Annotated in this window: 23 protein-coding genes, 1 tRNA gene and 1 pseudogene; 12 read left to right on the top strand and 13 right to left on the bottom strand. The window is 59.1% G+C overall.

Going from position 1 to position 24,874, the window contains the following annotated elements; all coding sequences use genetic code 11:
* Window positions 1–7: 7 nt before the first annotated feature.
* From AC07V4_RS16080 to AC07V4_RS16060, 5 genes are all read right to left on the bottom strand, one after another.
* On the bottom strand, window positions 8–1,009 hold the full coding sequence (locus tag AC07V4_RS16080; protein WP_492637411.1) for an alpha/beta fold hydrolase: 1,002 nt from the start codon (window positions 1,007–1,009) through the stop codon (window positions 8–10).
* A gap of 44 nt (window positions 1,010–1,053) precedes the next feature.
* A complete protein-coding gene (locus tag AC07V4_RS16075) occupies window positions 1,054–1,497 on the bottom strand; it encodes a YqaA family protein (protein ID WP_492637410.1) in 444 nt (147 codons plus the stop codon).
* Window positions 1,494–1,940: a DUF411 domain-containing protein gene (locus tag AC07V4_RS16070; protein ID WP_431752891.1), complete on the bottom strand. Its 447-nt coding sequence runs from the start codon at window positions 1,938–1,940 to the stop codon at window positions 1,494–1,496. The genes AC07V4_RS16075 and AC07V4_RS16070 overlap by 4 nt, the downstream gene beginning before the upstream one ends.
* A 98-nt stretch (window positions 1,941–2,038) precedes the next feature.
* Window positions 2,039–2,497 carry an SRPBCC family protein gene (locus tag AC07V4_RS16065; RefSeq protein WP_492637409.1) on the bottom strand — a complete coding sequence of 153 codons (459 nt, stop codon included), beginning with the start codon at window positions 2,495–2,497 and terminating at the stop codon, window positions 2,039–2,041.
* 144 nt (window positions 2,498–2,641) lie between these two features.
* Complete coding sequence (locus AC07V4_RS16060; protein WP_492637408.1) at window positions 2,642–3,637, bottom strand: aldo/keto reductase; 996 nt, start codon at window positions 3,635–3,637, stop codon at window positions 2,642–2,644.
* A 117-nt stretch (window positions 3,638–3,754) separates the two neighbouring features.
* On the opposite strand from AC07V4_RS16060, the gene AC07V4_RS16055 reads away from it, so the two are divergent.
* On the top strand, window positions 3,755–4,666 hold the full coding sequence (locus AC07V4_RS16055) for a LysR family transcriptional regulator (RefSeq protein WP_492637407.1): 912 nt from the start codon (window positions 3,755–3,757) through the stop codon (window positions 4,664–4,666).
* Here AC07V4_RS16055 and AC07V4_RS16050 read toward each other — a convergent pair.
* A complete protein-coding gene (locus AC07V4_RS16050; RefSeq protein WP_492637406.1) occupies window positions 4,663–5,568 on the bottom strand; it encodes a cupin domain-containing protein in 906 nt (301 codons plus the stop codon). The genes AC07V4_RS16055 and AC07V4_RS16050 overlap by 4 nt on opposite strands.
* A gap of 102 nt (window positions 5,569–5,670) precedes the next feature.
* Here AC07V4_RS16050 and AC07V4_RS16045 point away from each other — a divergent pair, with 102 nt between their 5' ends.
* Genes AC07V4_RS16045 through AC07V4_RS16025 form a run of 5 tightly spaced genes read left to right on the top strand, consistent with a single transcriptional unit; the run spans window position 5,671 to window position 10,071 of the window.
* The gene (locus AC07V4_RS16045; RefSeq protein ID WP_431752886.1) at window positions 5,671–6,231 is read left to right on the top strand and encodes a carboxymuconolactone decarboxylase family protein; all 561 of its coding nucleotides are present in this window, start codon (window positions 5,671–5,673) and stop codon (window positions 6,229–6,231) included.
* 40 nt (window positions 6,232–6,271) lie between these two features.
* On the top strand, window positions 6,272–7,333 hold the full coding sequence (locus AC07V4_RS16040) for an acyl-CoA dehydrogenase family protein (RefSeq protein WP_492637405.1): 1,062 nt from the start codon (window positions 6,272–6,274) through the stop codon (window positions 7,331–7,333).
* Window positions 7,330–8,133, top strand: coding sequence for an ABC transporter ATP-binding protein (locus AC07V4_RS16035; protein WP_492637404.1), 804 nt, complete (start codon window positions 7,330–7,332; stop codon window positions 8,131–8,133). Before AC07V4_RS16040 ends, AC07V4_RS16035 begins: the two co-directional genes overlap by 4 nt.
* Entirely contained in the window at window positions 8,120–9,319 is a 1,200-nt protein-coding gene (locus tag AC07V4_RS16030) for an ABC transporter substrate-binding protein (RefSeq protein ID WP_431751904.1), read from the top strand. Before AC07V4_RS16035 ends, AC07V4_RS16030 begins: the two co-directional genes overlap by 14 nt.
* Window positions 9,316–10,071 carry an ABC transporter permease gene (locus tag AC07V4_RS16025; protein ID WP_492637403.1) on the top strand — a complete coding sequence of 252 codons (756 nt, stop codon included), beginning with the start codon at window positions 9,316–9,318 and terminating at the stop codon, window positions 10,069–10,071. The genes AC07V4_RS16030 and AC07V4_RS16025 overlap by 4 nt, the downstream gene beginning before the upstream one ends.
* Here the strand turns inward: AC07V4_RS16025 and AC07V4_RS16020 are convergent, their stop codons facing one another.
* Together AC07V4_RS16020 and AC07V4_RS16015 are read right to left on the bottom strand one after the other, a co-directional pair.
* A complete protein-coding gene (locus AC07V4_RS16020) occupies window positions 10,072–13,590 on the bottom strand; it encodes a membrane-targeted effector domain-containing toxin (RefSeq protein ID WP_492637402.1) in 3,519 nt (1,172 codons plus the stop codon). It abuts the gene before it with no gap.
* 176 nt (window positions 13,591–13,766) lie between these two features.
* Window positions 13,767–13,901: a hypothetical protein gene (locus AC07V4_RS16015; protein ID WP_431751902.1), complete on the bottom strand. Its 135-nt coding sequence runs from the start codon at window positions 13,899–13,901 to the stop codon at window positions 13,767–13,769.
* Window positions 13,902–14,072: 171 nt separating this feature from the next.
* Between AC07V4_RS16015 and AC07V4_RS16010 the strand changes: the two genes are divergently transcribed.
* Window positions 14,073–14,267, top strand: a complete 195-nt coding sequence (locus AC07V4_RS16010) for a hypothetical protein (RefSeq protein ID WP_431751901.1) — start codon at window positions 14,073–14,075, stop codon at window positions 14,265–14,267.
* A 15-nt stretch (window positions 14,268–14,282) separates the two neighbouring features.
* Here AC07V4_RS16010 and AC07V4_RS16005 read toward each other — a convergent pair whose 3' ends face one another.
* Window positions 14,283–14,663, bottom strand: a complete 381-nt coding sequence (locus tag AC07V4_RS16005) for a fe2+ zn2+ uptake regulation protein (protein WP_431751900.1) — start codon at window positions 14,661–14,663, stop codon at window positions 14,283–14,285.
* 236 nt (window positions 14,664–14,899) lie between these two features.
* Here AC07V4_RS16005 and pvdQ point away from each other — a divergent pair, with 236 nt between their 5' ends.
* On the top strand, window positions 14,900–17,179 hold the full coding sequence (gene pvdQ / locus AC07V4_RS16000; protein ID WP_492637401.1) for a bifunctional acylase PvdQ: 2,280 nt from the start codon (window positions 14,900–14,902) through the stop codon (window positions 17,177–17,179).
* A gap of 212 nt (window positions 17,180–17,391) precedes the next feature.
* Window positions 17,392–17,465: transfer RNA gene (locus AC07V4_RS15995), tRNA-Cys, on the top strand.
* Window positions 17,466–17,695: 230 nt separating this feature from the next.
* Here AC07V4_RS15995 and AC07V4_RS15990 read toward each other — a convergent pair.
* On the bottom strand, window positions 17,696–18,613 hold the full coding sequence (locus AC07V4_RS15990) for a LysR family transcriptional regulator (RefSeq protein WP_492637400.1): 918 nt from the start codon (window positions 18,611–18,613) through the stop codon (window positions 17,696–17,698).
* 157 nt (window positions 18,614–18,770) lie between these two features.
* On the opposite strand from AC07V4_RS15990, the gene AC07V4_RS15985 reads away from it, so the two are divergent.
* Complete coding sequence (locus AC07V4_RS15985; protein WP_492637399.1) at window positions 18,771–19,802, top strand: alcohol dehydrogenase catalytic domain-containing protein; 1,032 nt, start codon at window positions 18,771–18,773, stop codon at window positions 19,800–19,802.
* Window positions 19,803–20,108: 306 nt separating this feature from the next.
* Here the strand turns inward: AC07V4_RS15985 and AC07V4_RS15980 are convergent, their stop codons facing one another.
* On the bottom strand, window positions 20,109–21,323 hold the full coding sequence (locus AC07V4_RS15980; protein ID WP_492637398.1) for an MFS transporter: 1,215 nt from the start codon (window positions 21,321–21,323) through the stop codon (window positions 20,109–20,111).
* 98 nt (window positions 21,324–21,421) lie between these two features.
* Here AC07V4_RS15980 and AC07V4_RS15975 point away from each other — a divergent pair, with 98 nt between their 5' ends.
* A complete protein-coding gene (locus AC07V4_RS15975) occupies window positions 21,422–22,372 on the top strand; it encodes a LysR family transcriptional regulator (protein WP_492637397.1) in 951 nt (316 codons plus the stop codon).
* A gap of 317 nt (window positions 22,373–22,689) precedes the next feature.
* On the opposite strand, the pseudogene AC07V4_RS15970 reads toward AC07V4_RS15975, so the two are convergent.
* Window positions 22,690–22,896 (bottom strand): annotated as a pseudogene (locus tag AC07V4_RS15970) (short-chain dehydrogenase); the annotation flags it as partial.
* A gap of 8 nt (window positions 22,897–22,904) precedes the next feature.
* Window positions 22,905–23,705, bottom strand: a complete 801-nt coding sequence (locus AC07V4_RS15965; protein ID WP_492637396.1) for an SDR family NAD(P)-dependent oxidoreductase — start codon at window positions 23,703–23,705, stop codon at window positions 22,905–22,907.
* 110 nt (window positions 23,706–23,815) lie between these two features.
* Here AC07V4_RS15965 and AC07V4_RS15960 point away from each other — a divergent pair, with 110 nt between their 5' ends.
* Window positions 23,816–24,766, top strand: a complete 951-nt coding sequence (locus AC07V4_RS15960) for a GlxA family transcriptional regulator (RefSeq protein WP_492637395.1) — start codon at window positions 23,816–23,818, stop codon at window positions 24,764–24,766.
* Window positions 24,767–24,874 lie beyond the last annotated feature (108 nt).

Genomic DNA, 24,874 nt, shown 5'->3' with positions numbered 1-24,874 from the left:
AGTGGGATTAAAGGGCGTTCAGGCCTTGCAACAGCGCTTTGTGAAACTGTACCGGTTCTTCCATTTGCGGCGCGTGGCCCAGGCCGGGGAATTCCACCAGGGTCGCGTGGGGAATCAGCTTGGCCACTTGCTTGCCCAGCACCGCGTAGTTGCCGATCTTCGCCTGGACCTGCGGCGGGGCCAGGTCCTTGCCGATCGCCGTGTTATCTGAGGTGCCGATCAGCAGCAGGGTGGGCACCTGCAAGTTCTTGAACTCGTAGTACACCGGCTGGGTGAAGATCATGTCGTAAATCAATGCCGAATTCCATGCGACCTGAGTATGCCCCGGGCCTTGGTTGAGGCCGGCGAGCATGTCCACCCAGCGGTCGTATTCGGGCTTCCAGCGGCCGACGTAATAAGTGTCCAGTTCGTATTTGCGAATGCCCTCGGCACTGAGTTTCAACTCGCGCTCATACCATTGGTCGACGCTGCGATAGGGCACGCCCAAGGCTTTCCAGTCTTCCAGGCCGATGGGGTTGACCAGCGCCAGTTGTTCGGTCTGCGCGGGATAGAGCAGGGCATAGCGAGTGGCGAGCATGCCGCCGGTGGAATGGCCGAGAAGGGTGGCCTTTTGAATGCCGAGTTTTTCCAGCAATTGATGGGTATTGATCGCCAGTTGCTGGAAGCTGTACTGGTAATGATCGGGCTTGCTGGAGGTGCAGAAGCCGATCTGGTCCGGCGCGATCACCCGGTAGCCTGCATCGCTTAGCGCCTTGATCGAACCTTCCCACGTGGCGCCGCAGAAGTTCTTGCCGTGCAGCAGCACCACGCTGCGGCCGTTGGCGCGGCCCTTGGCGGGTACGTCCATATAACCCATTTGCAGGTTTTTGCCCTGGGACTGGAAGTTGAAATGCTCGACCGGGTACGGGTATTGAAAGCCTTGCAACTCAGGCTCGTAGGTGGCGGCAAACACTGGGGCAGCGCCGACCGTGAGCAGGCCGGCAATGCAAACAGCGCGGATTAGAGGCATGGGGCGGGCTCCGAATAAGATGCCCGGATGCTGTTTGGAGGGGATTAAGTGGGGATTAACGCCCACTGTAAGGTCAGCGCTGCAAGCACGCCGTAGCGCACGGCCTTGGCCAGTGTCACCAGCAGCAGAAATCGCCACAGCGGTTCGCGCATCACGCCCGCCACCAACGTGAGCGGGTCACCAATGATCGGTACCCAACTAAGCAGCAGCGTCCAGTGCCCCCAGCGCTCGTAGTGGCTACGGGCTTTGTCCAACTGTCGGGGGCTGACGGGAAACCAGCGCTGTGCCTTGAAGTGTTCAACCCAACGTCCCAGCCACCAATTCACCACCGAACCCAGCACGTTGCCCAGCGTGGCAATGCCCAGCAGCAGCCACAGGCTGTAGTGCCCACTGAGCAGCAGCCCGACCAGCACGGCTTCGGACTGCAACGGCAACAGGGTCGCGGCGCCAAAGGCCGCAAGGAACAACCCCAGGTAGCCGGCAATCATCGTGCTGGGTAATCAGCCACTACGACGTCGTTGCCGTCCCGGGTCAAACCGATCACTTTGTAAGCCTCACTGTGACCGTCGACTTCCATGCCGGGCGAGCCCATGGGCATGCCGGGTGCGGCAATGCCGAGCAAATCGTCACGTTTGCGCAGGGCCAGCACTTGTTCGGCGGGTACGTGGCCCTCGACGAACTTGCCGTCGATCACAGCGGTATGGCATGAGCCCAGGCGCGGCGCCACCCCCAGGCGTTGCTTGACGGCGCTCATATCGGCTTCGACATGGTCATTGACCTTGAAGCCGTTGCTTTCCAGGTGGCTGATCCATTTTTTGCAGCAGCCGCAGTTGGCGTCGCGATGCACATCGATCGGGATTAAATCGGCCGCCTGGGCCAGGGTGGTGGTGAGCAGCGCTGAAAGCAGGGCCAATCGCAGTGGGGTTTTCATGGTGAGGCTCGCAGGTTGGAGGACGTCGTCAGAACGGGGCGATCATGACGACGTCATCGCAGGCAAGCCAGCTCCCACAGGGGCGGTTTGTTTCAAGATTATACGGCGGGCGTATTTTCCAGGCGGTGCTTCAACTGGTCGAGGGCAAGGGTCGACAGCTCGATCATGCGGTCATGCAAGGTGGCCAGTTGCAATTCGGTTTCATAGGTCAACACGCGCTTGAACAGCGTGCCGCCTTGATGGGGCAGCAAGAAATAGTGAATGGAGCCGTCAACGGCCAGGGATGTGAATACAGTCTTGAACTCACTGGGTCGACGGGCGATCTGTACGCGATAACTCATGGAGACGCGTATGCCCAGCAGGTCGATGACTTCGGTGAAACGGGTGCCCATCGGGAGTGACCCGGTGGTGCCCGTGTCGGCACTGAGGGAGGTAGGGTGCCATTCGTGCCAACGGTCCGGTTGAGTCACATAGTCGTAAACCCGGTCGATGGGCGCCTTGATGAAGCGTTCCTGACTGATCTGCTCCAAGCGGACCGAATGCTCAGCAGCGTGCATGACACACCTCCTGTGTGGCGAGATTTGGCACTAGGAGCTGTCAGAATAGTCCCACTCCCGCGCATTGCACGGGAGTGTTCCAATCATTTTTCAACGAACCTTGAAGCGGCTCATCAATGTGGCGTCCGCCGTCGAATGGCGCGGTCAGATATCCAGCATGGCCAGGACGTCTTCGGGGTAACGCAAGCCGGCGGTTGCATCCGCCGGGAAAATCGCGTCCAGCGCGGCCCGCTCAGTTGGATTCAACACGATGGAAACCGCCGCCACATTCTCTTCCAGGTACTTGCGCTGCTTGGTGCCGGGAATGGGGATGATGAAATCACCCTGGGCCAACACCCACGCCAGTGCCAGTTGGCCGGCCGTCACACCCTTGTCTGCCGCCAAGGCTTGCACCTGTTCAACCAGCAGCAGGTTTTTTGCAAAGTTCTCACCCTGGAAGCGTGGGCTGAAACGACGGTAATCATCGACGGCGAAGTCATCCGGACTTTTCAATGCTCCGGTGAGAAAACCACGACCGAGCGGGCTGTAGGGCACAAAGGCGATGCCCAGGCGCTGGCAGGCGGCGAGGCAGCCATTGTCTTCCTGGTCACGGCTCCACAACGAGTATTCGCTTTGCAGGGCGCTGATGGGATGCACTTTGTGCGCACGTTCGAGGGTGGCAGCGCTGGCTTCGCTCAGGCCCAGGTAACGGACTTTGCCCTGTTTCACCAGCTCGGCCATGGCTCCCACGGTTTCTTCGATGGCTACGTCCGGGTCGATGCGATGTTGGTAGTACAGGTCCAAGGTTTCGATGCCCAGCCGCTTCAGCGTACCGTTAATGGCGTTGTGGATGTATTCGGGGCGGCCATTCACGCCGCGCAGTGCCGGGTTGGCTGGGTCGCGCACGATGCCGAATTTGCTGGCCAGGAATACCTGGTCACGCTTGCCGGCGATGGCTTGGCCGATCAGTTGTTCATTGGTATGCGGGCCGTACATATCGGCGGTGTCGAGGAAACTCACCCCCAACTCCAGGGCACGGTGCAGGGTGGCATTGGCCTCCCGGGTGTCGGTGCCGGTGGTGTAGAAATCGGTCATGCCCATGCAGCCGAGGCCGATGGCGCTAACAGTGGGGCCGTTTTTACCGAGTTGACGGGTGTGCATGGGTTCAGCTCCTGGGTGGGGTAGGGCTCCATTGTTATCCTCGACAAAACCGAGATAAACCGGCTAAAAGCACTATCACTGTTCGTATAATCTAAATAATCCTGAAGGAGTCACCCCTTGGACCGTTTCAACGCCATGCGCGTGTTTACACGGATTGTGGAGCTGGGCGGATTTGCCAAGGCCGCCGACAGCCTGCAATTGCCACGGGCATCGGTGACCGTCCTGATCAAACAGTTGGAAGCGCACTTGGGCGTGCAGCTGTTGCAACGCACCACGCGTCAGGTCAACCCGACCCTGGACGGCGCGGCGTATTACCAACGCTGTGTGCAGTTGCTGGCGGACCTGGAGGAAACCGAGGCGGTGTTCTCTACCCGCCGCCAGAACCCGCGCGGCACCTTGAGCATTGATATGCCGTCGGGCATCGGGCGTTTTATTGTGATTCCGGCGTTGCCGAGCTTTACCGCGCGTTATCCGCAGATTGAACTGGAGATCGGCCTTAACGACCGCCCGGTGGACCTGATCCGCGAAGGTGTGGATTGCGTGTTGCGCGGCGGTTTGGCCCTGGACGAATCGCTGGTGGCGCGGCCCTTGGCGATGCTCGATCAAATGACCCTGGCCAGCCCGGATTACCTCGAACGCATGGGCGTGCCGCAATGCATCGACGATTTGGCCGGGCACCGGATGGTCGAGTATGTCTCCAGTGCCAGCGGCAAACGTTTCGGCTTGGAATTCCAGATCGATGGGGAACTGCGCTCGATCAACTTGGCCAAGACCGTCGCGGTCAACAGTGCAGACGGCTATTTTTCGGCCTGTGAGGCGGGCTACGGCCTGATCCAGGCGCCGCATTATCACGCCATGCGCCGTTTGGCCGAAGGGACGCTGGTGGAAGTGCTGCCCCAACTGGCGGTGCCGCCCATGGCCTTGACGGCGCTGTACCCGCCGCACCGTCAGCTGTCACTGCGGGTGCGGGTGTTTGTCGATTGGTTGGTTGAACTGTGCGCCCGCCCGGGTAACGGCTTGCAGCGCTAGGTTTGAGCCCGGCGATAGGCGCCCGGCTGCTGCCCGGTGACTTTATGGAAGGCCCGGGTGAAGGCCGCGACCGACTGATAACCCACCGCCAGCGACACATCGGCTACCGTCTGGTCCTGCTTGAACAATTGGCAGGCATGACGCATGCGCATCATCAGCAGTACTTGCCCCGGCGACTGGCCGCACAGTTCGTTGAAGCGCTTGAAGAACGCCGATCGCGACAATCCGGTGCAGGCCGCCATGCTTTCCAAGGTCCAGGGCTCTGCCGGGTGGGCGATCAGTTGTTCCAGGAGTCGGGCAAACGCCGGTTGTCGACCCAGCGCCGCCAGGCCGCCAAGGTCCGTGTTGTCGATGACTTGCTGACGCAGCACATACAGGAACAACAGGTGGCAAAGTCGCTCAAGCAAAGCGGCAGAGGGCGCCGGGGTGCGCTGGCACTCCTGCAGGATCAGCTCGAACAGATTGCGTGCGGCGGTCAGCGACGGGTCGCCGGCCCGCAGGATGATCCAGGCGGGCAGGGTGTCGACAATCATGGCCGACAAACCGGACTGGAAATGGAAGAAACCGCACACCAGCCCCACACCGTCATTGGCCGTACTGTCCAGCGCCAGCATCGGGCGACGTGGGCACTCCTGGGCGCCGGCAGCCGTGGCTTCACCCGAGAGCCGATAGGCCAGGTCACGCAAAAGAAATACGGCGTCGCCATTATTCAAGCGTTGGGGCGTGGGGTCGTCTTCGAGATGCAGCCAGCATTCACCCTGAACAATCAGGTGAAAGCTCGCGCTGGCCAGGCCGTGGGTGCTCGCATGCCAATCACCGCAATAGCGGCCGACATGGAACAGGCTGGTATCGAGTTCGAGGCTGTCTAATAACCAATCGACAAGTGCGTTGGACGAATTCATCTAACGGAAAGACTCTAGAGCAAGTAATCGCTACTTTAGCCTATTGAGCCTATTTTTTATAACCAACAGACTGGTTGCACGAACCCATCAGGAGACCACTCCATGTCCCGTGTACCTTTGCTGACTCCCGAAACCGCGCCGGAAGCCGCCAAGCCCTTCCTGGAAAACGCCCAGAAAGCCTCGGGCTTCATCCCCAACTTGCTCGCGGTACTGGCCAACGCACCGGCGGCCCTGGAAACCTACATCACCGTGTCCGGCCTCAATGCCAAGGCGGAACTGAGCCTGGCCGACCGTGAAGTGGTGCAACTGATTGCGGCCACCACCCATGGCTGCGACTTTTGCGTCGCTGGCCATACCGCCGTGGCGCGCAACAAGGCCAAGTTGCCTGAAGAGGTGATTGACGCACTGCGCCAACGCGGTGAGTTGCCCAACGCGCGCTATGAGACACTCGCCGCGTTTACCCGTGAAGTGATCGCCACCCGTGGGGATGTCAGCGATGCCGGTTTTGAGGCGTTCCTGGCGGCTGGTTATACCCAAGGCCAGGCGCTGGAAGTTATCTTGGGCGTGAGCCTGGCAACCTTGTGCAACTTCGCTAACGTGTTTGCCCGAACCCCGCTGAACCCGGAGCTGGCGCAATACCGTTGGGAACAACCGGCAAGCTGAATCGGCGATGGTCCACCTGCTGTAAAAAGGAGATACATAAATGCTTGACCCAATCTTGAGCCGTTGGCTCGATGTTCAAGCGCAGGCCCTGGATGTGGGCAGTTGCGATCCACAGGAAGTGCTGCCACGGCTGGCAGAAGCCAATGTGTTGCGTATCGGTGTGCCGAAAGACCTCGGCGGCTTGGGCGGTGATGTGACCGGCGCGGTGGAAGCGATCGCCAATGTCGCCAGCCATTCCCTGGCGGCGGCGTTTGTCTGCTGGGGCCAGCGTTCCTTTATCGAATACCTGCTGCAAAGCCCGAATGAGCGGCTGCGCGAGCAACTGATGCCGGACCTGCTCAGTGGCAAGCTGGCCGGGGCCACCGGGCTGTCGAATGCGATGAAATTTTTGTCGGGGATCGAGACGCTGCAGATCAGCGCCGAACCGACCGACGACGGCTGGACCCTCAACGGCCGCTTGCATTGGGTGACCAACCTGCGCAAGAACGGCTTTGTTGCGGCAGCGGCCATCGAACATGCCCAGGGCGGCACGCCGTTTATCCTGGCGATCCCTGATTCCGTGGCCGGTTTGCAGCGCTCCCGTGACCTGGAGCTGTTGGGCCTGCAATCGAGTAATACCGCTGCCTTGGGCCTGGAAGGCGTCGAGCTGAGCCGTGATTGGTTGCTGCATGAAGATGCGCGCAAGTTCCTGCCGGCGGTACGCCCGGCGTTCCTGGGGTTGCAATGTGGCATGTCCATCGGCCTGGCCCGCCGTTCCCTGGCGGAGGTGGCCAATCACCTAGGTGCCAGCCGCACCGTATTGCGTGAGGAACTGGAAGCGCTGCGGGTGACCCTGGATCATCTGGTCACCGAACTCAAGAATGGCCTGCTCGCCGGACGTTTTGCCGCAGAGCCGGTGCCATTGTTCAAGTTGCGCATCGCCCTCGCTGAAACCGCTGCCAGTGCTGTACAGCTCGAATTGCAAGCGAGTGGCGGCAAGGCTTACCTCACCGCCCACGGCAGTGGTTTTGCCCGGCGCTGGCGTGAGTCGGCCTTTGTGCCGATCGTGACGCCAAGCCTGGTGCAATTGCGCACCGAGTTGCATCGCCAGGCCAACCTATGAGCCAGGCGGTACTGAGCGCCCAGGGTATTTGCCTGGGGTATGCCGCTGGCCCGGTGCTGCAAGGGTTCGACCTGCAATTGCAACCGGGTGAAGTGGTGTCGATCCTGGGGCCCAGCGGGGTCGGCAAGTCCAGCTTGTTGCGCGTACTGGCCGGTTTGCAGGCGCCCCAGGGCGGCAGTGTCAAGGTGTTGGGCGAGTCGTTGAGCGGCCCGCACCCACGGGTGGTGGTCGCGTTTCAGGACCCTAGCCTGTTGCCCTGGCTGAGCCTGGAAAAAAACGTCGCTTTCGGCCTGGATTTCGCCCGGCAGCCGCACTTGAGCCCCGAGGAGCGTCGTCGGCGCATCGACCACGCCATTGCGGCGGTGGGGTTGGAGCATGCCCGTCAGCAGTTTCCCGCACAACTGTCCGGCGGCATGGCCCAGCGCACCGCGCTGGCCCGCTGCCTGGCGCGACAACCGCAAGTCCTGCTGCTGGATGAGCCGTTCGGCGCCCTGGACGAAGTGACCCGCGCCGACATGCAGCACCTGTTACTCAAGATCAACCGCGAGCAAGGTTCGGCGGCGGTGCTGATCACCCACGATATTGATGAAGCGCTGCTGCTGTCCGACCGCATCCTGCTACTGGGCAACCGCCCGGCGCGGACGTTGGGCGAATGGCACATCGACCTGCCACAACCACGTGAAGAGCAGGTGGAGGCGATGGGTGCGCTGCGTATCGACATTCTGAAAACCCTACGGCAGGCGAGCCGCCCTCAACCCAACCCCCTTGAACTGCTGGAGCTTAGCCATGTGTCTGGATGACCTCACCCACTCGCGCCGTGATTTTCTCAAACTGTCGGCGGTGCTCAGCGCCGCCGGTGCATTACCGCTGCTGAGCAGCCTGCAAGCTCGCGCCGCCAGTGAGCCGGACGCGCCGGTGCGTATCGGCTACCTGCCGATCACGGATGCTACGCCGCTGTTGGTGGCGCACAACAATGGCCTGTTCGAGGCCGAGGGCATCAAGGCCGAACGTCCAGTGTTGTTGCGTAGCTGGGCGCAGGTGATCGAGGCGTTCATTTCCGGGCAGGTCAACGTGATTCACCTGTTGTCGCCGATGACGGTGTGGGCGCGCTACGGCAGTAAAGTACCGGCCAAGGTGGTGGCCTGGAACCACGTGGGCGGCTCTGGGCTGACCGTGGCTCCCGGCATTAGCGACGTGAAGCAGTTGGGCGGCAAGTCGGTGGCGATTCCTTTCTGGTACTCGATCCACAACGTAGTGGTGCAGCAACTGTTCCGCGACAACGGCCTGACACCGGTGGCGCGCGCAGCGGGCAGTGCGATCGCGGCCAACGAGGTCAACCTGATCGTGTTGCCGCCTTCCGACATGCCTCCGGCCCTGGCCAGCAAGCGCATCGACGGTTACATCGTGGCCGAGCCGTTCAACGCCTTGGCGGAGAACCTCAAGGTCGGTCGCGTGCAGCGCTTTACCGGCGATGTGTGGCGCAACCATGCGTGCTGCGTGGTGTTCATGCACGAGCACGACCTGACCAACCGCCCGGAGTGGTCGCAGAAGGTGGTGAACGCCATCGTCAAGGCCCAGGTGTGGACCCGCGACAACCGCGAAGAGGCGGTGAAGTTGCTGTCCAAGGACGGCCCGAACCGCTACACGCCCCACGCGGAGCCGGTGTTGAGCAAGGTCCTGGCGCCAGCCGCGGCTGACCGCGCCGCTTACCTGGCCGACGGTGCGATCCAGCATGCCAACTGGGACGAACACCGTATCGACTTCCAGCCTTACCCGTTCCCCAGCTACACCGAAGAGTTGGTGCGCCGCCTGAAAGACACATTGATCGAAGGCGACAAAAAATTCCTCGCCGACCTCGACCCGGCGTTCGTCGCCAAGGACCTGGTGGATGACCGCTTCGTGCGCAACGCCATCGAGGCCGTCGGCGGCATGAAGACCTTCGGCTTGCCGGATGGCTTTGAGCGGCACGAGGAGATCGGCGTTTGAATAACCGCAGAATCCCGGGCTGGTTGCTCGGGTTGAGTGGCTTGGCAGGCTTGCTGCTGTTGTGGTGGCTTGGGGTGAAGGTGTTTGGCGAGGCTGACGGTTTGTCGGCGCGGTTTTCCCTGGCGGCCACGTTCAGCAGCCTGTGGGAATTGCTCGGTCGTGGCGATCTGTACTTGCATGTTGCCGTTAGCCTCAAGCGTATCTTCGTCGGCCTGTTCCTGGCGTTGCTGATCGGTGTGCCGCTGGGCTTGCTGGTGGGCAGTTCGCGCAACCTGGAGGCGGCGACTACCCCGGCGTTTCAGTTTTTGCGGATGATCTCGCCGCTGTCCTGGATGCCCATCGTGGTGATGCTGATGGGCGTTGGAGACCAGCCGATCTACTTCCTGCTGGCCTTTGCTGCCGTGTGGCCGATCATGCTCAATACTGCCGCCGGCGTGCGTCAGTTGGACCCGCGTTGGTTGCAGTTGAGCAAGAGCTTGAGTGCCACGCGTTGGGAGACGTTACGCCGCGTGATCATTCCCGGCGTGGTGGGGCATGTGTTGACGGGCGTGCGCCTGGCCATCGGAATTTTGTGGATCGTGCTGGTGCCGTGCGAAATGCTCGGCGTCAGTGCGGGGTTGGGGTATTACATTCTCGACACCCGGGACCGGCTGGCGTATTCGGAATTGATGGCGATGGTGGTGTTGATCGGTCTCCTGGGGTTTGCCTTGGATGCGCTGGCGCGATGGCTGCACCAGCGCTGGGTGCACTGACTAAGGCTTCATGTAGATATGCAAATTGCCGGGGAGGTCTGTGCGCTTCAAGGGTTGATTGGGGTCAGGAACGTGCCGGGTATCTCTGAAACCCACGGAGGCCGGTACGTTCTTGTTGTCAAACACGCCGATACCCACGGTGCCGGTCAACTCCGCCAGACCTCTCACGCCTTCCGAGGTATTCATGTGAGCGTTGCCCACCAGGGCGATCCATTTCTCTGTACCGGAGTTTGACTGGATTGTTTCGGCGGCAAAATAATTGAATTCTTTCAGGCGTATGTCGGAGTTGACGCCCTGAATGGTACGGCTGCGCAACGGTCGTTCATCCTTGTGCCGCGTCAGGTAGTAATGGTCCAGAGGCAAGACCTCAATGCCGTTTTTCCTGAACTCATCGCGAAGCTGTTTGAACGTCGGGTTCGAGCGGCCATTTTTTGTGCTCCCCAAACTGCTGATGCCATCGTCCACGGCGCCAAAGGGCGGCAGGTCGATGACGCCCTCGAAATAGACCTTTTTGACGCCTTGCGCCTTGAAGGTTTGCATATTGGCCATCAGCAATTTGAAGCTGGCCATTTGTGAGTGGCTTTCTCCGAACACCAAGCCCTGCGAAACCTTCAACGCTTCGGTAATCAGGTCTTGTGGCGGCATTTGCTTGGGCAGAGCAGGTAGCGTTGGCGGTGCTGGTAAGGCGCCACCGGCCTTTATCGTGTTGTGGTAATTCTCCATTTGTTGGGTGAAGTAGGCCTTTGTCTGCTCCATGCCATTGCCCGGGATGAAGTGCCCCGGCACCAGTTTGCCCATTGTGCCTTCAACATAATCCCCGGCAGGCAGTGGGACTTTGATCGCGCCTACGTGGGGGTGAGGAGGGCGCACCAAGTAGGGCTGAACACGTTGAGGGGTGTGGGTGTAGATCTTGAGGGGATGTGGCATCAAGGTGTCCGTGGGGTTGAAGCCTTCCAGAGGGGGGCCGTAAGGCTGCAAGCGGTCAGCATCGAATGCATACCAGTGATCGTTGTGTTTGACGGCGCTTCCCACGACGGTCTGGTCACCCACCTTGAGTACCCCGGTGGCTGCCGCATCAAATCGTGAGCTGGCATACGCCAAGTCGGCGCCGTTGCCCATGCCGCGCAAACGTTGAATGCCTGTAGACACAGCGCTGGTGCTTTGTACGGCAAGCTTGCCGGCACCTACCGCCAGGTCGCCCAAACCTCCCAGCGGGTTGAATGCGTTAAACGCGGTGGCGCTGATTATTCGACTGCCCTGAGCCACCTTCGTGAGTGCGTTACTGGTTTTACCGGCGACTTTCGCCAGTTTTCCCGACATGCCCAAGCCCGCAGTGACGAAGCCGAATACATCCAGTGTCAGGTCGACAGCGGCGTCTTTGTAGTTGCCATTACTCAAATTGACGATGGCTGACCGGAGCGGGATAAGATCGAGCAAGAACTCACCCATCGAACTCAACGTGTCACTGCGCTGTTCAGCGGGTGTACGGCCTTCTGCCTGGCGCCTGACAGCAGCGCTGTCGATGCCCAGGCCCTTGACGACCGTTGCCGCGACTTGCTGGATACGCGGGTTCTGGAAGTGGTTGGGCCTGCGATAAATTGTTCGGTATTCCTGGAGGGCCAGAGCGTTGGCATCGGGGAAGAACTCTTCGATTTTGGTCACTTCATTGGAGACATATTCCGGCTTGCGGTCTGCCGGGCGAGTGAGGACCTTTTTGATGGTGCCTTTCTCGGTGTCGAAGGCATAAGACCGAGTTTGACCATTGTGCTCGGCTTGCACCTGTATCGTGGTGCTGGAATGAAACAAGCTGTCATCGACGAATGGAATCAGTGACGTCTTGTATGAGTTTTCTTTGAAGAATCTCAACTTGCCGTAATTGAGTTGTGTACGGTCTTCCAGGGGCAGGTGCGTGATGGCATTCATCATCAGGTGCTGCTTGATATCTTTGTAGTGCTGGGTGACTTCACTGAAGGCTTTGTCGAAGGCGGCAGGAATGTTGAATTCAGGTCGATGGGTGAAGGCAGTGAACGCTTGGAGATCGAGGGGGTTATTTGCGAACACTTGCCAGCTGTCGCTGAGCTTCAGCCCCTGCATGGTGATGTCCAGCATTGAATAGGGGTCGCTGAAACGAGGGCCAGGGGTTTCGCTCCCATAGTTTATTCGCAAAGCCTTATGCTCAAAGTCGATACCGTCGCCGAATGTCTTTTTGAGCAGCGCCAAGGCCATGGCTTTGCGGTTGGGCATCGGGGTTTCGAGCATCTCGGATGCGGTTTTCAGGTCGCTCTGCTGCTGGTTGAAGGCTACTCGTGCTACTTCGACGTCTTCGTTGGAGTAAGTCTTGTCCATGCGCTCATCGACGACCTGATTGGCAATGGACCAGTCAATCAGCAAGGCTTTTTGTGTTGATTCACTGACTTGCGGCATTTCGTCGGCAGCCAGCATCACCTCGCCGAAGCTCATTAACGCGGTCTTGCCGGGTGTTTCGGCTTCGACGCGTGACACCGCAAGGCATAGGTTTGTCCATGCCTGGCTTCCTATGTCTACCCCGGCAGGGATGTCCTTGACCAGAAACTGTGGCGCGACGCGCGCCAGTAACAAGTGGGCGCCCAGTTCTGCGTTGTCACTTGACGTTCTGCCGCTGTTTCTCAGGTGATCGGCCAGCGCCTCGATGACGTCTGCGGGTGATTTGCCAAAATAGGCATGCGCTGCCAGGTTGAAGCCCGCTACGTTGTTTCTTTTGGGGGACTCGATAGATTCAGGGTCAAGCCCTAGATGGATGGCGGCCAATACGTAATCGTTGACGCTGCTTTGGGTGGAGATGTCCTGGAGATCGCGCTGGATTGTTTCACCCAGGGCCTGCGATCTTGAAGTGTCGAGCAGTTTTTCCAGTGCTTTGTCCGGGGCTTGCATGTCGCTTGCCGACAGTGACACTGCACTGGCGAGGTAATCCAAAGCGCCCAAACGAGGGGTTTGCAGGGGTAGGCCTTCCAGGTTGGCGCTATTACAGGCGACTACGTCAAACACTTTGCGTTGGTTTGCCACGCTCAGGGGCAATGCCCACGACAAGGCACCGCCGAAATTGCCTAGTGGGTGAGTCAGGGAGTGGTCGGTGAAGGTGTCAGCCAGCGTCTGCAGGTCTGCCATTGAGGTTGGCGGACGAATTCCCTTGGCCTGGAGGAAAGTGTCAAGACTGACGGCGTGTTGTGTAAACATTTGTTCGCGACGAAGTGAGGAGTGCGGGTCGATTGCTACGTGAGTTTCTTTCAAGGCAGCCAACACCGCTGCGGATTCGGCGTTCTCGGGGAGTGTCTTGACGACTGTACGAAGTGCATGCACCAGCTTTTGCAGGTCACGCCGATCGCCCAAGGCGGTATTCAGTACTAATCGGCCGTCAGGTGATGGGGTGTTGGGTGTGGAGCGTGTCACACGAGATTGTGGTGCAGGTTGCTGCGTATTTACCGGATCAAGGGACGGCAGGGGATAGGTAAGTGACGCGGAACGACTGATGGATATCGTCATTATTTCTCTCACTGAAGTGCACACGAAGGAGCCAACACAGCAACGCAGAGGTGCGTTGGGCGCTCCGGTGGGTGTGCGAATCAGCGACAGACGTTCCTGGCGGACGGTTGGGTAAGTGTGAGAAGAAGAATCAGCGGGTCTCGCCTTCAGGTCAGGAAAGCGAGACCAACGTGTAATCAGCGGTGTTCGTAACCGTGGCCGCCGTCATAGCGGTGGTCATGCCAGCCGCCACCGCCGTGTGGGAAGAAGAAGCAGCCGCTCATGCTCAGCATGATCAGCAATGGAATCAGCAGTGTGATTCGACGGAACATTTCAAAATCCTCTAAGTACTTACAGGCTCTATCAGGCGTGGTACGAGCCAAACTTTTACATCGCCTGTAACATAGGACCTTGCCGACTCCCATCCATCCCCGCTAACGGGTATGTGCTTGGCATGCTCGTCGGTACAAAGTGGATACATTCTCAAGGTTCAGGAACCCGTCATGACTCAAAAGCAACGTTTGAAATATTCGATTCTGATAGCCCTGGCAGTACTGGCGACGATGTTTGGTCTGTCGTACCTGCAAAACACTGGGGTTATCAGTGAGAAGACGTTCCAGTACATCGCCATTGCCGTGGCGGTGATCGTGGTCATCATCAACGGCATCATGCGTCGCAAGGTCAAGCCTCACTTCTGATCTCAAGGACGTGCGTCAGGCACGACCGTCGAGCACTTTGGCAGCCTCTTCATGGAGGCTGTAGCTTTTATCGGCATTGAGGGTGATCACGCCCTCGCTGCACAGGCGCTTGAGCACCTCACGCACGCTGAGAAACGACAACGGGATGCCCAGCTCCAGCAAATGGCTGTGCACACCGCGTACCCCGAGGGTGCGCTGGTTGTCTGCGGCAGTGAGCAGGGCGTCGATGACTTTCAGTCGAATCAGGCTGGTGCGCAGGCCAAAACACTTGAGCAAATGGCGAATACGTTGGTTGCCTTGCTGGTCGGGAACTTTGCCAAGCGTTTGGGGGGCTGCGCTGAAATTGGCGTCGGCAGCCTGTGAGTGTCCGTCCGTGGGCAGTTGCGAGTTGTACATGCAAAAAACTCCTTATCAGAGCCTGATCAGGAAAATGATGGCGCTCTTAGTCAGTAAGACGAACGAGCGACGCAAATCATGAAGCGACAGATGTAGAAAATTTGTCGGTATCACGTTTGTCACAGGTCAAACGCTGCGAATCAGCCCCGCCTGGCTAAATTGTTTCGGGTTGTATGCGTCCTTACGGTGGGGAAGATGCCCGCCAGTGGGGTGTTCAATTTGACTGTGGAGCTTGCGTGATTATTTCCAACGGGTTGGCCAGGGTGGGTGTGGCAGGGGTTCTGCTGGCGTTGAGTGTTGCCGCGTCGGCACGCGAACAGGTGACGCAGGCGTCGGCGGAAATACGCCGCACCACGTACGGTGTGCCGCATATTCGCGCCAATGACGAACGCGGCCTGGGCTTCGGCATCGGTTACGCCTATGCCCAGGACAACCTGTGTTTACTGGCCAATGAAGTCGTAACAGTGAACGGTGAGCGCGCCCGTTACTTCGGCCCGGAACAGGCGACGCTGGAAGAGCGCAACAACCTGGCCAGCGATGTGTTTTTCACTTGGCTCAATAGCCCTGAGGCCGTTGGCGCTTTCTGGAAGGCGCAAAGCCCCCAAATGCAGCAGCGCATGCAGGGTTATGTGGCCGGCTACAACCGCTATCTGAAAGAGCAGGGCGCGCCAAACCACTGCCAGGCAACGTGGGTGAGGCCGCTGGTGGTTGAAGATTTGGTCAAGCTGACACGCCGGCTACTGGTGGAAGGTGGTGTCGGCCAATTCGCCGAAGCCCTGGTTGGCGCAACGCCACCTCAAGCCACAGTCCGTGTGCAACATGACGCGAAAGCCTTTGAACTGGCGGCTGAGCGTCAGCAGCGCTTCAACCTTGAGCGGGGCAGCAATGCCGTGGCTGTTGGCCGCGATCGTTCATTCAACGGTCGTGGAATGCTGCTGGCCAACCCCCATTTCCCTTGGGTGGGTGGCATGCGCTTTTATGAGATGCACCTGACCATTCCTGGCCAATTGGACGTGATGGGCGCTGCCTTGCCCGGCTTGCCGGTGATCAATATCGGGTTCAACCAGCATGTGGCCTGGACCCATACGGTCGACACCTCCAGGCATTTCACTTTGTATCGCTTGACGCTCGATCCCAAGGATTCCACACGCTACTTGCTCGATGGTCAATCCATCCCTTTGGATAAAACCTCGGTCACTGTGCAGGTCAAGCAGTCGGACGGCAGCCTCAAGCCTCAGGTGCATACGGTCTACAGCTCGCAGTTCGGTCCCGTGGTGCAATGGCCCGGCAAGCTGGATTGGGACAGCCATTACGCCTTCAGCCTGCGCGACGCCAACCTGGGCAATGACCGCGTCTTGCAGCAATGGTATGCGATGAACCGCGCCGCCAGCCTCAAGGAACTGCAAGCCTCTGTCCATGCCCTGCAAGGCATCCCGTGGGTCAACACCCTGGCCGCCGACGACCAGGGCCAGAGCTTGTACATGAACCTGTCGGTGGTGCCCAACGTCAGCGCCGCCAAACTCAAACAATGCAGCGACCCTCGGGCCGGCCTGCAGATGATCATGCTCGACGGCGCCCACAGCGCCTGTGCCTGGGACATCGACCCGCGTGCGGCCCAGCCTGGCATCTTCCCAGCCGAGCAATTGCCGCAACTGCAACGCAGCGACTACGTGCAGCATTCCAACGACTCGGCGTGGCTGGCCAACCCCAAGGCGCCGTTGACCGGGTTCTCACCCGTGATCAGCCAGGACCACATTGGCCTCGGGCCACGTGCCCGTTTCGCCGTGCAGCGCCTGCAATCCCTGGAGAAACAACCGATCACCGTCACCGACCTGCAAAACATGGTCATGGACAACGAGGTGTACCTTGCCAGCCAAGTCATGCCCGACTTGCTTGAGTTCTGCGCCAAACGCCTGGGCACGGACGCGACTGCCTTGCAGCCACTGTGTACCAGCCTGAAAAACTGGGACCAGCGCGCCAACCTCGACAGCGGCCTGGGCCTGGTGCACTTCATCAACCTGGTGGAACACCTGCAGCAGATCCCCGACGCCTGGCGCGTCGCCTTCAACCCGTCCCAACCGCTCACCACGCCCCGCGGCCTAGCCATCGACCGTGCGCCCGTGGCCAAGGCATTGCGCGAAGCCATGCTCACATCGACGGCAGAGGTCAGCAAACTCGGCCTGACCCGCTGGGGCGACATCCAAGTCTCCGGCCAAACCCCGATGCACGGCGGCCCGCAGCAACTGGGCATCTACAACGCCATGCAAACCGTGCCCCGTGCCGACGGCAAACGCGAAGTGGTCAGTGGCACCAGCTACCTGCAAATCGTGACCTTCGGCGACAACGGCCCCCAAGCCCTCGGCGTGCTGGCGTTCTCTGAATCCAGCGACCCCACGTCGCCACACGCCAAGGACCAGACCCAAGCTTTCTCCGAGAAAAAACTGCGCCCACTGCCGTTCACCGACGCCCAGATCCAGGCTGACCCGCAGTATCGCGAGCAACGCATCAAGGAGTAAGACACGCCCGCAACTCATTGATGCCAGTACGAAATATTTTTGAAATCAAGGGGTTGCAGGCAAAAGCAAATAAGTACATAATGGCGCCCATCGAACGCAACGAAGCATTAAAAACTTCAATGTATTCAATGAGTTAGAGTAGAGGCAGGGCTTTATAGTCCACTCAAGTTTTTATGCGGTGAGTGCCAGCGACAAGGGCAATGATCGTTTGAGGCCGAGTAGCAAAATGGTTATGCAGCGGATTGCAAATCCGCCTACGCCGGTTCGATTCCGACCTCGGCCTCCACTCTTGGAAACCCCGTAGATTAACTTCTACGGGGTTTTTTATTGCTTGCGATTTGATCAACGATTTCGCAACCCCACTTTTTTGCCGGTAAATTTGAGACGTCGACGTCGATATGTCTCTCCTCGATCGAGCCGCAACTAGCTGCAATGGCAAGGCGCTGACGAGGCCGGTCGTCGAGTTGTGCCAGGCGGTGTTACAACCGACCGGCCGCCTCTTAAGCGCAAGGTCGTCTAATTGCGGGACAGCGTTTCAGTCAGCATATTGATCAACGCTCTCAGGCCGGATGGTACATGGCGATTCGCCGAGTAATAGAGGCACAGCCCCGGATACGCGGGACACCACTCTTCCAGAACTCGTTTGAGTCGGCCGTCCTTGAGCGCATTTGCTGCAAGATGGTCGGGCACGAAGGCGATGCCTATTCCATCGATTGCTGCCTCCACCATCAGCGGTTGATCAGTCAATGTGAGAGGGCCGGGAGCGTTGATCCTTTCGACAGCGCCTTGGCGCTCAAACTCCCATCGGTAGATTGCACCACTTTCAAACCGGAAGCGGATGCAATGATGGTCATACAGATCTTGCGGCACCCTTGGATATCCGCGTTGCTCGAAATACTCGGGCGACGCCACTGCCGCAAAGCGGACCTCTCCCATGACTGGGATGGCCACCATATCTTTTGGTACGGCGTCCAATAATCGGATACCCGCATCGAAACCATCGGCAACGATATCGCTCAGCTTGCCATCACTGAATATGTCGAGATGGACGCGAGGATACTCGCGCAAAAAGCGCGCAAGCACTGGCCACAGTACCAACCGGATGGCGCCCTCACTGGCATTGATTCGCACTGTGCCGCTGGGAGCGTGGTCATTGCCCTCCAGCTCCCGAACGGCTTCTTCAACTGAGGCCATTGCCGGTCTTAGTTTTGTGGCTAGGCGTTCTCCCGCCTCGGTCAAGGAGACGCTTCGAGTCGTCCGGTTGAAAAGGCGGACGTTCAACCGCTGTTCGAGAACCTTGATCGAGTGACTGATCGCCGAGGGCGTCATGTCGAGATCGATTGCGGCGCGGCGGAAACTTCGGTGGGCTGCGACCGCTAAGAATGCGGCAAAGGCCGACAGGTCATTGCCCTTAGATTGGTGAATTGATTTCATCATGGAATCAAATATTGACCGGATTGTTGCAACAGTCAATGAATCATAGACTCGAATGAAGCTGCAGCATCGCGGGCCCAAAATGGCCGGTGTCGCTCTGAGAGCATCTCGTCCGCAGCCCTGACAGTAATGACCACCTGATCGAAAGGAAAATGCGATGAAGATGAAGGCAGTTGTGATGACCGGGGCGAACAAGCCTTGGGAGGTTCATGAGGTTCCCATGCCCAAGGCAGAGCCAGGGCTGGTCCTGGTGAAAGTTCACGCCTCCGGCATGTGCTACACGGACGTGTGGGCAACTCAGGGGGCTGGCGGTGACATTTATCCCCAGACCCCGGGTCACGAAGTGGTCGGCGAAATCGTCGAAGTCGGTTCGGGCGTCCACACGCGCAAGGTTGGAGACCGAGTCGGCACCACCTGGGTACAGTCCTCGTGCGGTCGATGCCCGTACTGCCGCCAGAACCGCCCGTTGACCGGCCAGACGGCCATGAACTGCGTTTCGCCGAGAACGACCGGCTTCGCGTCGCAGGGCGGGCACGCAGAGTACATCGCAATTTCTGCGGAAGGCACCGTATTGTTGCCCGATGGGCTGTCCTACGCGGACGCCGCGCCCATGATGTGCGCGGGCTATACCACCTGGAGCGGCCTGCGAGATGCGGAGCCGAAACCTGGTGACAGGATCGCGGTGCTGGGTATCGGCGGGTTGGGCCATGTCGCCTTGCAGTTCTCCAAGGCGTGCGGATTCGAGACCATCGCGATCACGCACTCCCCAGACAAGCACAAGCTTGCGACCGACCTGGGTGCCGACCACGTCGTCACCAATGCCGAGGAGCTGTTGGCAGTCGGTGGTGCCGACGTGCTGCTGATCACCACCAACGACTTCGAAACCGCCGAAAAGATGCTTGCGGGAGTCAATCCTGACGGTCGCATCGTCCTTTGCGGGCTCGACTTCAGCAAGCCGTTCTCGATTCCGTCCGACGGCAAGCCATTCCATATGATGCGCCAACGGGTGGTTGGCTCCACGCATGGCGGACAGCATTACCTCGCCGAAATTCTCGACTTGGCCGCGAAGGGTAAGGTCAAGCCTATTGTCGAAACCTTCTCGCTTGATCAAGCAACGGAGGCTTATGACCGCCTGTCCTCCGGGAAGATGCGATTCCGTGGTGTGTTCCTGCCTCACGGCGAAAATTGATACCCAGAGCGGTTCCGACCTGAGCTGCCGGCTTCGACTTCAACGCATAGCCGATGCCTGTTTGCGACTGGAAAATATCGGCTTCCGCATGCAGATCGATGCTGAATAGGTACAGCTTTTCTAGAAACTTCGATACCCAAAGCGAGCCCATTGACCCGTGTGGGACTGTCTGCTTCTGGCCGAATGTTGTCCTTGGAGTAGCCCAGACCCGCGCTGGGCTTTGTTGTTCTTGGGAGTCACGCGGGTGGTTCTCAGGAGAGCTTATGCAAATACGGGTTGCCTAAATCCTCAACGCTTCGGTGGTATTTAACGCCTGAATGCATGCCCCCTGGCTATCGAAACAATCAACAGCGCTGGCAGTAACAATGCCAACGCTACCCAGGGAATAGCGCTTGCCCCCCTGGTTTCCAGGAGAATGCCGCCGACCACACCACTTCCAGCAAACGCCAGGTTGAAGACGGTGACCAGCATGGATTGCGCAATATCAGCGCCGTCACCGGCTGCATCGGCCAAGGCGGTTTGTAATAAAGTTGGCGCACCTCCGAAGCTCATCCCCCACAGGACGATGCCGATATAAATCACACTGACGGGCAGGCCACCCAGCCCAAGGACAAACGAAACCAGGGTGAAGGATGTCAGGCTGAGCAGGATCAGACGCCGAAGCCTGCCATCAATCAGCGTGCCGATCATCCATAGACCGACCAAGGCAGCAATGCCGAATGCAAAGAGGCCACGCTCTACCTGATCAGCCAATCCGACAGAAGCCAGGAATGCAGCAATATAGGTATAGAGGGTGTAGTGGGCCAAAATCCAGAGCATGACCACCGCAAGCACAGGCCGCACGCCTGGAGTTTGCAAAACCGTGCGTAGCGGAAGGCGTCGATCGGAGCGCTGCCCAGGATACTCAGGCACGTTCAGATAGATCCAGGCCATCAGTAAAAGGCTCAGCCCTGAGAGCGTCCCGAACACACAACGCCACCCCAGAAGTTGACCGAGCCAGGCACCGAGCGGTACCCCAAGTGCCAGTGCCAAAGGAATGCCGAGCATGGCCAATGCCATCGCGCGACCGTGCAGCGCAGGGGGGACCATCCGCCTGGCGTAGCCTGCCAGCAGGCTCCAAGCCAAACCTGTTGCGATACCCACGATGAAGCGGGCAGCCAGCGTCAAGGAGAACCAGGGCGACAAGGCAGTCACCGCATTCGAGGCGAAAAACACCCCGACGGCCAGCAGTAGAACCAAACGCCGGTGCCAACCCTGCAATGCAATGGTCAATGGAGTAGCCGCCAACCCTGAGCCCAGTGCACATAAGGTCACCATCTGACCAGCCCACGCTTGCGACACACCGAACGCCTCGGCGATTTGTGGCAAAAGTCCTGCTGGCATCGTTTCGTTGGCGGTGGCGATAAAACTACCCATTGTTAGCGCCAACAGAGCCGCCAGTGGGAGACGCCCAGTAGTGCGATCCTCTGCATTGTCCGATGTCGTGAAAGAGCCATTTTCAAATTGCGATTCGCCGGTCATGACCTGTGCTCAACGGGATAGGAGGTATGAGTGTGGTGAGTCTTCACGAATTTGATAATTGGCCTACCATTTGATGAACTATCAAATTTGAGTTGAATATGGCTACTGATCGATTGGGTGATATGCGTTTGTTTGTCGAGGCGGCAGCACTCGGCAGCTTGTCTGCTGCTGGACGCAAACTGGCGCTGTCACCAGCCGCGGCCAGCGCGCGACTTATCAAGCTTGAGACGGCGCTGCGCACCAAATTGTTTGATCGCACAACGCGCCAGTTGCGTCTCACAGAAGAAGGTCGGTTCTATTTACAACAGTGCTGGGTCGCATTGCGGGCTATCGATGAGGCCGAAGCGGGGCTTCAAGCTAGTCAAACAGAGGTGCGTGGTAAGGTACGGATATCCGCATCTGCCGATTTTGGTCGCAATCTACTGAATGATTGGCTTGAGGCATTCAGCACGCTGTACCCGGAGCTGTACGTCGCACTGACGTTGTCGGATTCGGTGTCGAACCTGGTACAAGACGATGTCGATCTAGCAATTCGGTTTGGACAGCCACATGACAGCTCGATGATCGCCAGGCAGTTGGCTCCCAACTGGCGAGTACTTTGCGCTTCGCCTGATTATCTGGCGCGATATGGTGAACCCCAGACTCCTGCTGACTTGGCTAACCACAAGTTCATCGTGCTGGTGACTTCCGCAGGTCCATTGAACACCTTCCACTTTGTGGTGGACGGCCAGGAATGGAACCACACCGTGTCCATGAGCCAGGCATGGGAAACAAATGATGGCGCCCTCGCGCGCGCATGGGCGTTGGCCGGACATGGCATTGCACGTAAGACCATTTGGGATGCCGCAGCCGATATACGTGCTGGAAGGCTGAAAGTCCTGTTGCCTGACTTTTGTGTTCGTGAGGCCGGCGTCTACGCAGTATTGCATGGCAATCGCTACCGGACTCCCCGTGTTCGTGTATTGCTGGATTTCCTTACTGACCATTTTGAACGTGCAACCGATGAGCTGTTGTTCGACCTTAAAGTACCTAATGTTGGGAGGTTGTAAGCCACACCATGCCGGATAAGAGTCACCGACAAGTGTGCAATGAGGTTGTAATTTCCAGACTGTTTTCCTCGGGGTTGATTCCTGCTCTTGGTGATAGGCAAAAAACGTCTAATAGCAATCGGGGGGGGAAGATGAACGAAGAATTCAGCTATGTCTGGCCGCTGTCGACCCGAAAGCAGCCATCGAGCTCCTACAAAATCAGAGGCGATTCAAACGTCCGATTCAAGCAGCTCCTGGCCGAGCAAGCCGAAGAATTTGTCATCATAAAAAGAGATGCGCAGAGACGCCCAACCTCATTCAGAGGCCGGGCGCCGGGCTCAGGCAACAGGGATGGGATTGTCGATGATCGACTGGTTGAACTGCTCCACCAACGCGTGCTCGTTCGGCCCGACGTTGGCGCGCAGCGCGGCGATGCCATCGACGATCACTTCGGTTGTGGCCGTTTCCAGCTTGGCCAGGGTTTCGGCGATGAAGGCATCCAGCGGCATGACACGTGGATCGCCGCTCTTGTGGATAAGGTCGGTCGTGTCAATCAACGCTGAACGCTATAGCGCGGCGCGGGTTGGTTGCTGGAAAGCTGGTTAAACATTGTCTTGCGAGCCGCCTCGTAGGCGTGCCAATGACTGGCGTCATGCAGCGAGGGGATGGAGATCAGTTCGCCGTGATCGAAGTCGACCAGTGCGGCGTCGACCAAAGCGTTGGCCGGCATCACGATGGCGGGGTCGAGGTGCTCTAGCGGCAGGCCACCGTTGCTCCAGAATTCGGTGGCGGTCGCTCCTGGCAGCACGGCCTGGATGCGCACGCCTTTGTCGGCCAACTCGTGATGCAGCGACTGGCTAAAGGCGGTGACGAATGCCTTGGTGCCACCGTATACGCCGTTGAGCAGTTCCGGGGCGATGCTGACAATGGAGGAAATATTGATGATGGCGCCGTTGCCACGCTCGACGAAACCGGGGATGGCGGCGTAACTCAGGCGCATCAGCGCGGTTACGTTGAGGTCGATCATCCGCGTCATCAGGTCGACGTCGCTATCGAGCAGCGGTGTGTGGGTGCCGATGCCGGCATTGTTGACCAGCAGGGTGATGCTCGCGTCGTCCCTAAGCTTGGCCTCGACGGTGGCCAGGCTCAGGGCGTCGCCTAGGTCTGCCTGTAGCACCTCGACGACACGCTGGTTTTCGTCGGTGATGCGACGGGCCAGGTCGTTCAGACGTTCGCGGTTGCGGGCGACCAGGATCAGGTCGTAGCCACGACGTGCCAGGTGCTCGGCGTAGAGAGCGCCGATCCCCGACGAGGCTCCGGTGACCAGTGCAGTGCCTTTCGATACGTTGCTCATGCTGTGTCTCCAAGTAGGGTGGGCTTGGGACACATCATGACGAGGGTTGGGGAAGACCTAAATGACATATATAGTCGTATTTTAGGACATGACTGACACGAGACTCCGCCATGCACAGAATCGGCTACCTACTCTCTGACGACTTCCAGGTGCTGTCACTCGCCACCCAGACTGTCTTCGAGTACGCCAACATTGTGGCCGAGACACCTTTCTACGCCATCGAGTTCTTCTCAATCGCTGGCGGCATCGTGCGCTCATCCCTGGGACTGGGCATCGAAACCCACGCGCTGAACAACCCCGGCCGGGCGGACACCTGGATGATAGTTGGGGTCAACACACCACTGGAAACGCCGCCCAGCGAGGCGGCCCTGGCCTTCGTGCGCCAGGCCGGGCAACAGGCGCGCCGCGTAGCAGGCATCTGCACCGGGGGCTTCGTACTGGCCGAGGCCGGCCTGCTCGACGGCCTCCGCGCGACAACCCATTGGGCCTACGGCGCCGCCCTGCAACGCCTGTATCCGCAGATCAGCGTGGAGGATGACCGCATCTTCATCATCGATGGCAACGTGTGGACGTCCGCCGGCATGACCGCTGGCCTGGACCTGGCACTGGGCATGGTGGAAAAGGATCTGGGCGCGGAAGTGGCACGTTCGGTGGCGCACAAACTGGTCATGCATCAGCGTCGCTCGGGCGGGCAGTCGCAGCACTCGGAGATGCTTACCCTCGCGCCGAAATCCGACCGCATTCAGAACGCGCTGAACTACGCCCGACAGAACTTGCATAAGCCGCTCAGCGTCGAGGAACTGGGCGAGGCCGTACACCTCAGCCCGCGCCAGTTCACCCGTGTGTTCACAGCGGAAACCGGGCAATCCCCGGCCAAAGCCGTCGAGCGCCTGCGCCTGGAGGCTGCGCGGCTGATGATCGAACAGAGCCGCCATTCGCTGGACGTGATCGCCAAGGAAACCGGCTTTCGTGATCGCCGTCATATGCGCGAGGTATTCATTCGTGGTTTTGGCGTTCCTCCTCAGGCCATACGGCGGGATGTCCGAAGCATGAATACCTGACTTGGTTGGGTCGACTTCGGTAGCGCGGCCTGGCGCCCACGTAGTTTTCTCTCAAGCACTTCGGAAATGCCCTACAGTACCGGTGCAATTACGGGCAGTAGCATCGAC

The organism is Pseudomonas sp. GW821-FHT03A09, assembly GCF_059421065.1.
This window is presented reverse-complemented; position numbering and strand designations above follow the sequence as displayed.

Excerpts from the sequence above, each read along its gene's own strand:
- AC07V4_RS16080 (WP_492637411.1), bottom strand. The coding sequence starts at position 1,009 with ATGCCTCTAATCCGCGCTGTTTGCATTGCCGGCCTGCTCACGGTCGGC.
- AC07V4_RS16075 (WP_492637410.1), bottom strand. The coding sequence starts at position 1,497 with ATGATTGCCGGCTACCTGGGGTTGTTCCTTGCGGCCTTTGGCGCCGCG.
- AC07V4_RS16070 (WP_431752891.1), bottom strand. The coding sequence starts at position 1,940 with ATGAAAACCCCACTGCGATTGGCCCTGCTTTCAGCGCTGCTCACCACC.
- AC07V4_RS16065 (WP_492637409.1), bottom strand. The coding sequence starts at position 2,497 with ATGCACGCTGCTGAGCATTCGGTCCGCTTGGAGCAGATCAGTCAGGAA.
- AC07V4_RS16060 (WP_492637408.1), bottom strand. The coding sequence starts at position 3,637 with ATGCACACCCGTCAACTCGGTAAAAACGGCCCCACTGTTAGCGCCATC.
- AC07V4_RS16050 (WP_492637406.1), bottom strand. The coding sequence starts at position 5,568 with ATGAATTCGTCCAACGCACTTGTCGATTGGTTATTAGACAGCCTCGAA.
- AC07V4_RS16045 (WP_431752886.1), top strand. The coding sequence starts at position 5,671 with ATGTCCCGTGTACCTTTGCTGACTCCCGAAACCGCGCCGGAAGCCGCC.
- AC07V4_RS16040 (WP_492637405.1), top strand. The coding sequence starts at position 6,272 with ATGCTTGACCCAATCTTGAGCCGTTGGCTCGATGTTCAAGCGCAGGCC.
- AC07V4_RS16035 (WP_492637404.1), top strand. The coding sequence starts at position 7,330 with ATGAGCCAGGCGGTACTGAGCGCCCAGGGTATTTGCCTGGGGTATGCC.
- AC07V4_RS16030 (WP_431751904.1), top strand. The coding sequence starts at position 8,120 with ATGTGTCTGGATGACCTCACCCACTCGCGCCGTGATTTTCTCAAACTG.
- AC07V4_RS16020 (WP_492637402.1), bottom strand. The coding sequence starts at position 13,590 with ATGACGATATCCATCAGTCGTTCCGCGTCACTTACCTATCCCCTGCCG.
- AC07V4_RS16015 (WP_431751902.1), bottom strand. The coding sequence starts at position 13,901 with ATGTTCCGTCGAATCACACTGCTGATTCCATTGCTGATCATGCTGAGC.
- AC07V4_RS16010 (WP_431751901.1), top strand. The coding sequence starts at position 14,073 with ATGACTCAAAAGCAACGTTTGAAATATTCGATTCTGATAGCCCTGGCA.
- AC07V4_RS16005 (WP_431751900.1), bottom strand. The coding sequence starts at position 14,663 with ATGTACAACTCGCAACTGCCCACGGACGGACACTCACAGGCTGCCGAC.
- AC07V4_RS15990 (WP_492637400.1), bottom strand. The coding sequence starts at position 18,613 with ATGAAATCAATTCACCAATCTAAGGGCAATGACCTGTCGGCCTTTGCC.
- AC07V4_RS15985 (WP_492637399.1), top strand. The coding sequence starts at position 18,771 with ATGAAGATGAAGGCAGTTGTGATGACCGGGGCGAACAAGCCTTGGGAG.
- AC07V4_RS15980 (WP_492637398.1), bottom strand. The coding sequence starts at position 21,323 with ATGACCGGCGAATCGCAATTTGAAAATGGCTCTTTCACGACATCGGAC.
- AC07V4_RS15975 (WP_492637397.1), top strand. The coding sequence starts at position 21,422 with ATGGCTACTGATCGATTGGGTGATATGCGTTTGTTTGTCGAGGCGGCA.
- AC07V4_RS15965 (WP_492637396.1), bottom strand. The coding sequence starts at position 23,705 with ATGAGCAACGTATCGAAAGGCACTGCACTGGTCACCGGAGCCTCGTCG.
- AC07V4_RS15960 (WP_492637395.1), top strand. The coding sequence starts at position 23,816 with ATGCACAGAATCGGCTACCTACTCTCTGACGACTTCCAGGTGCTGTCA.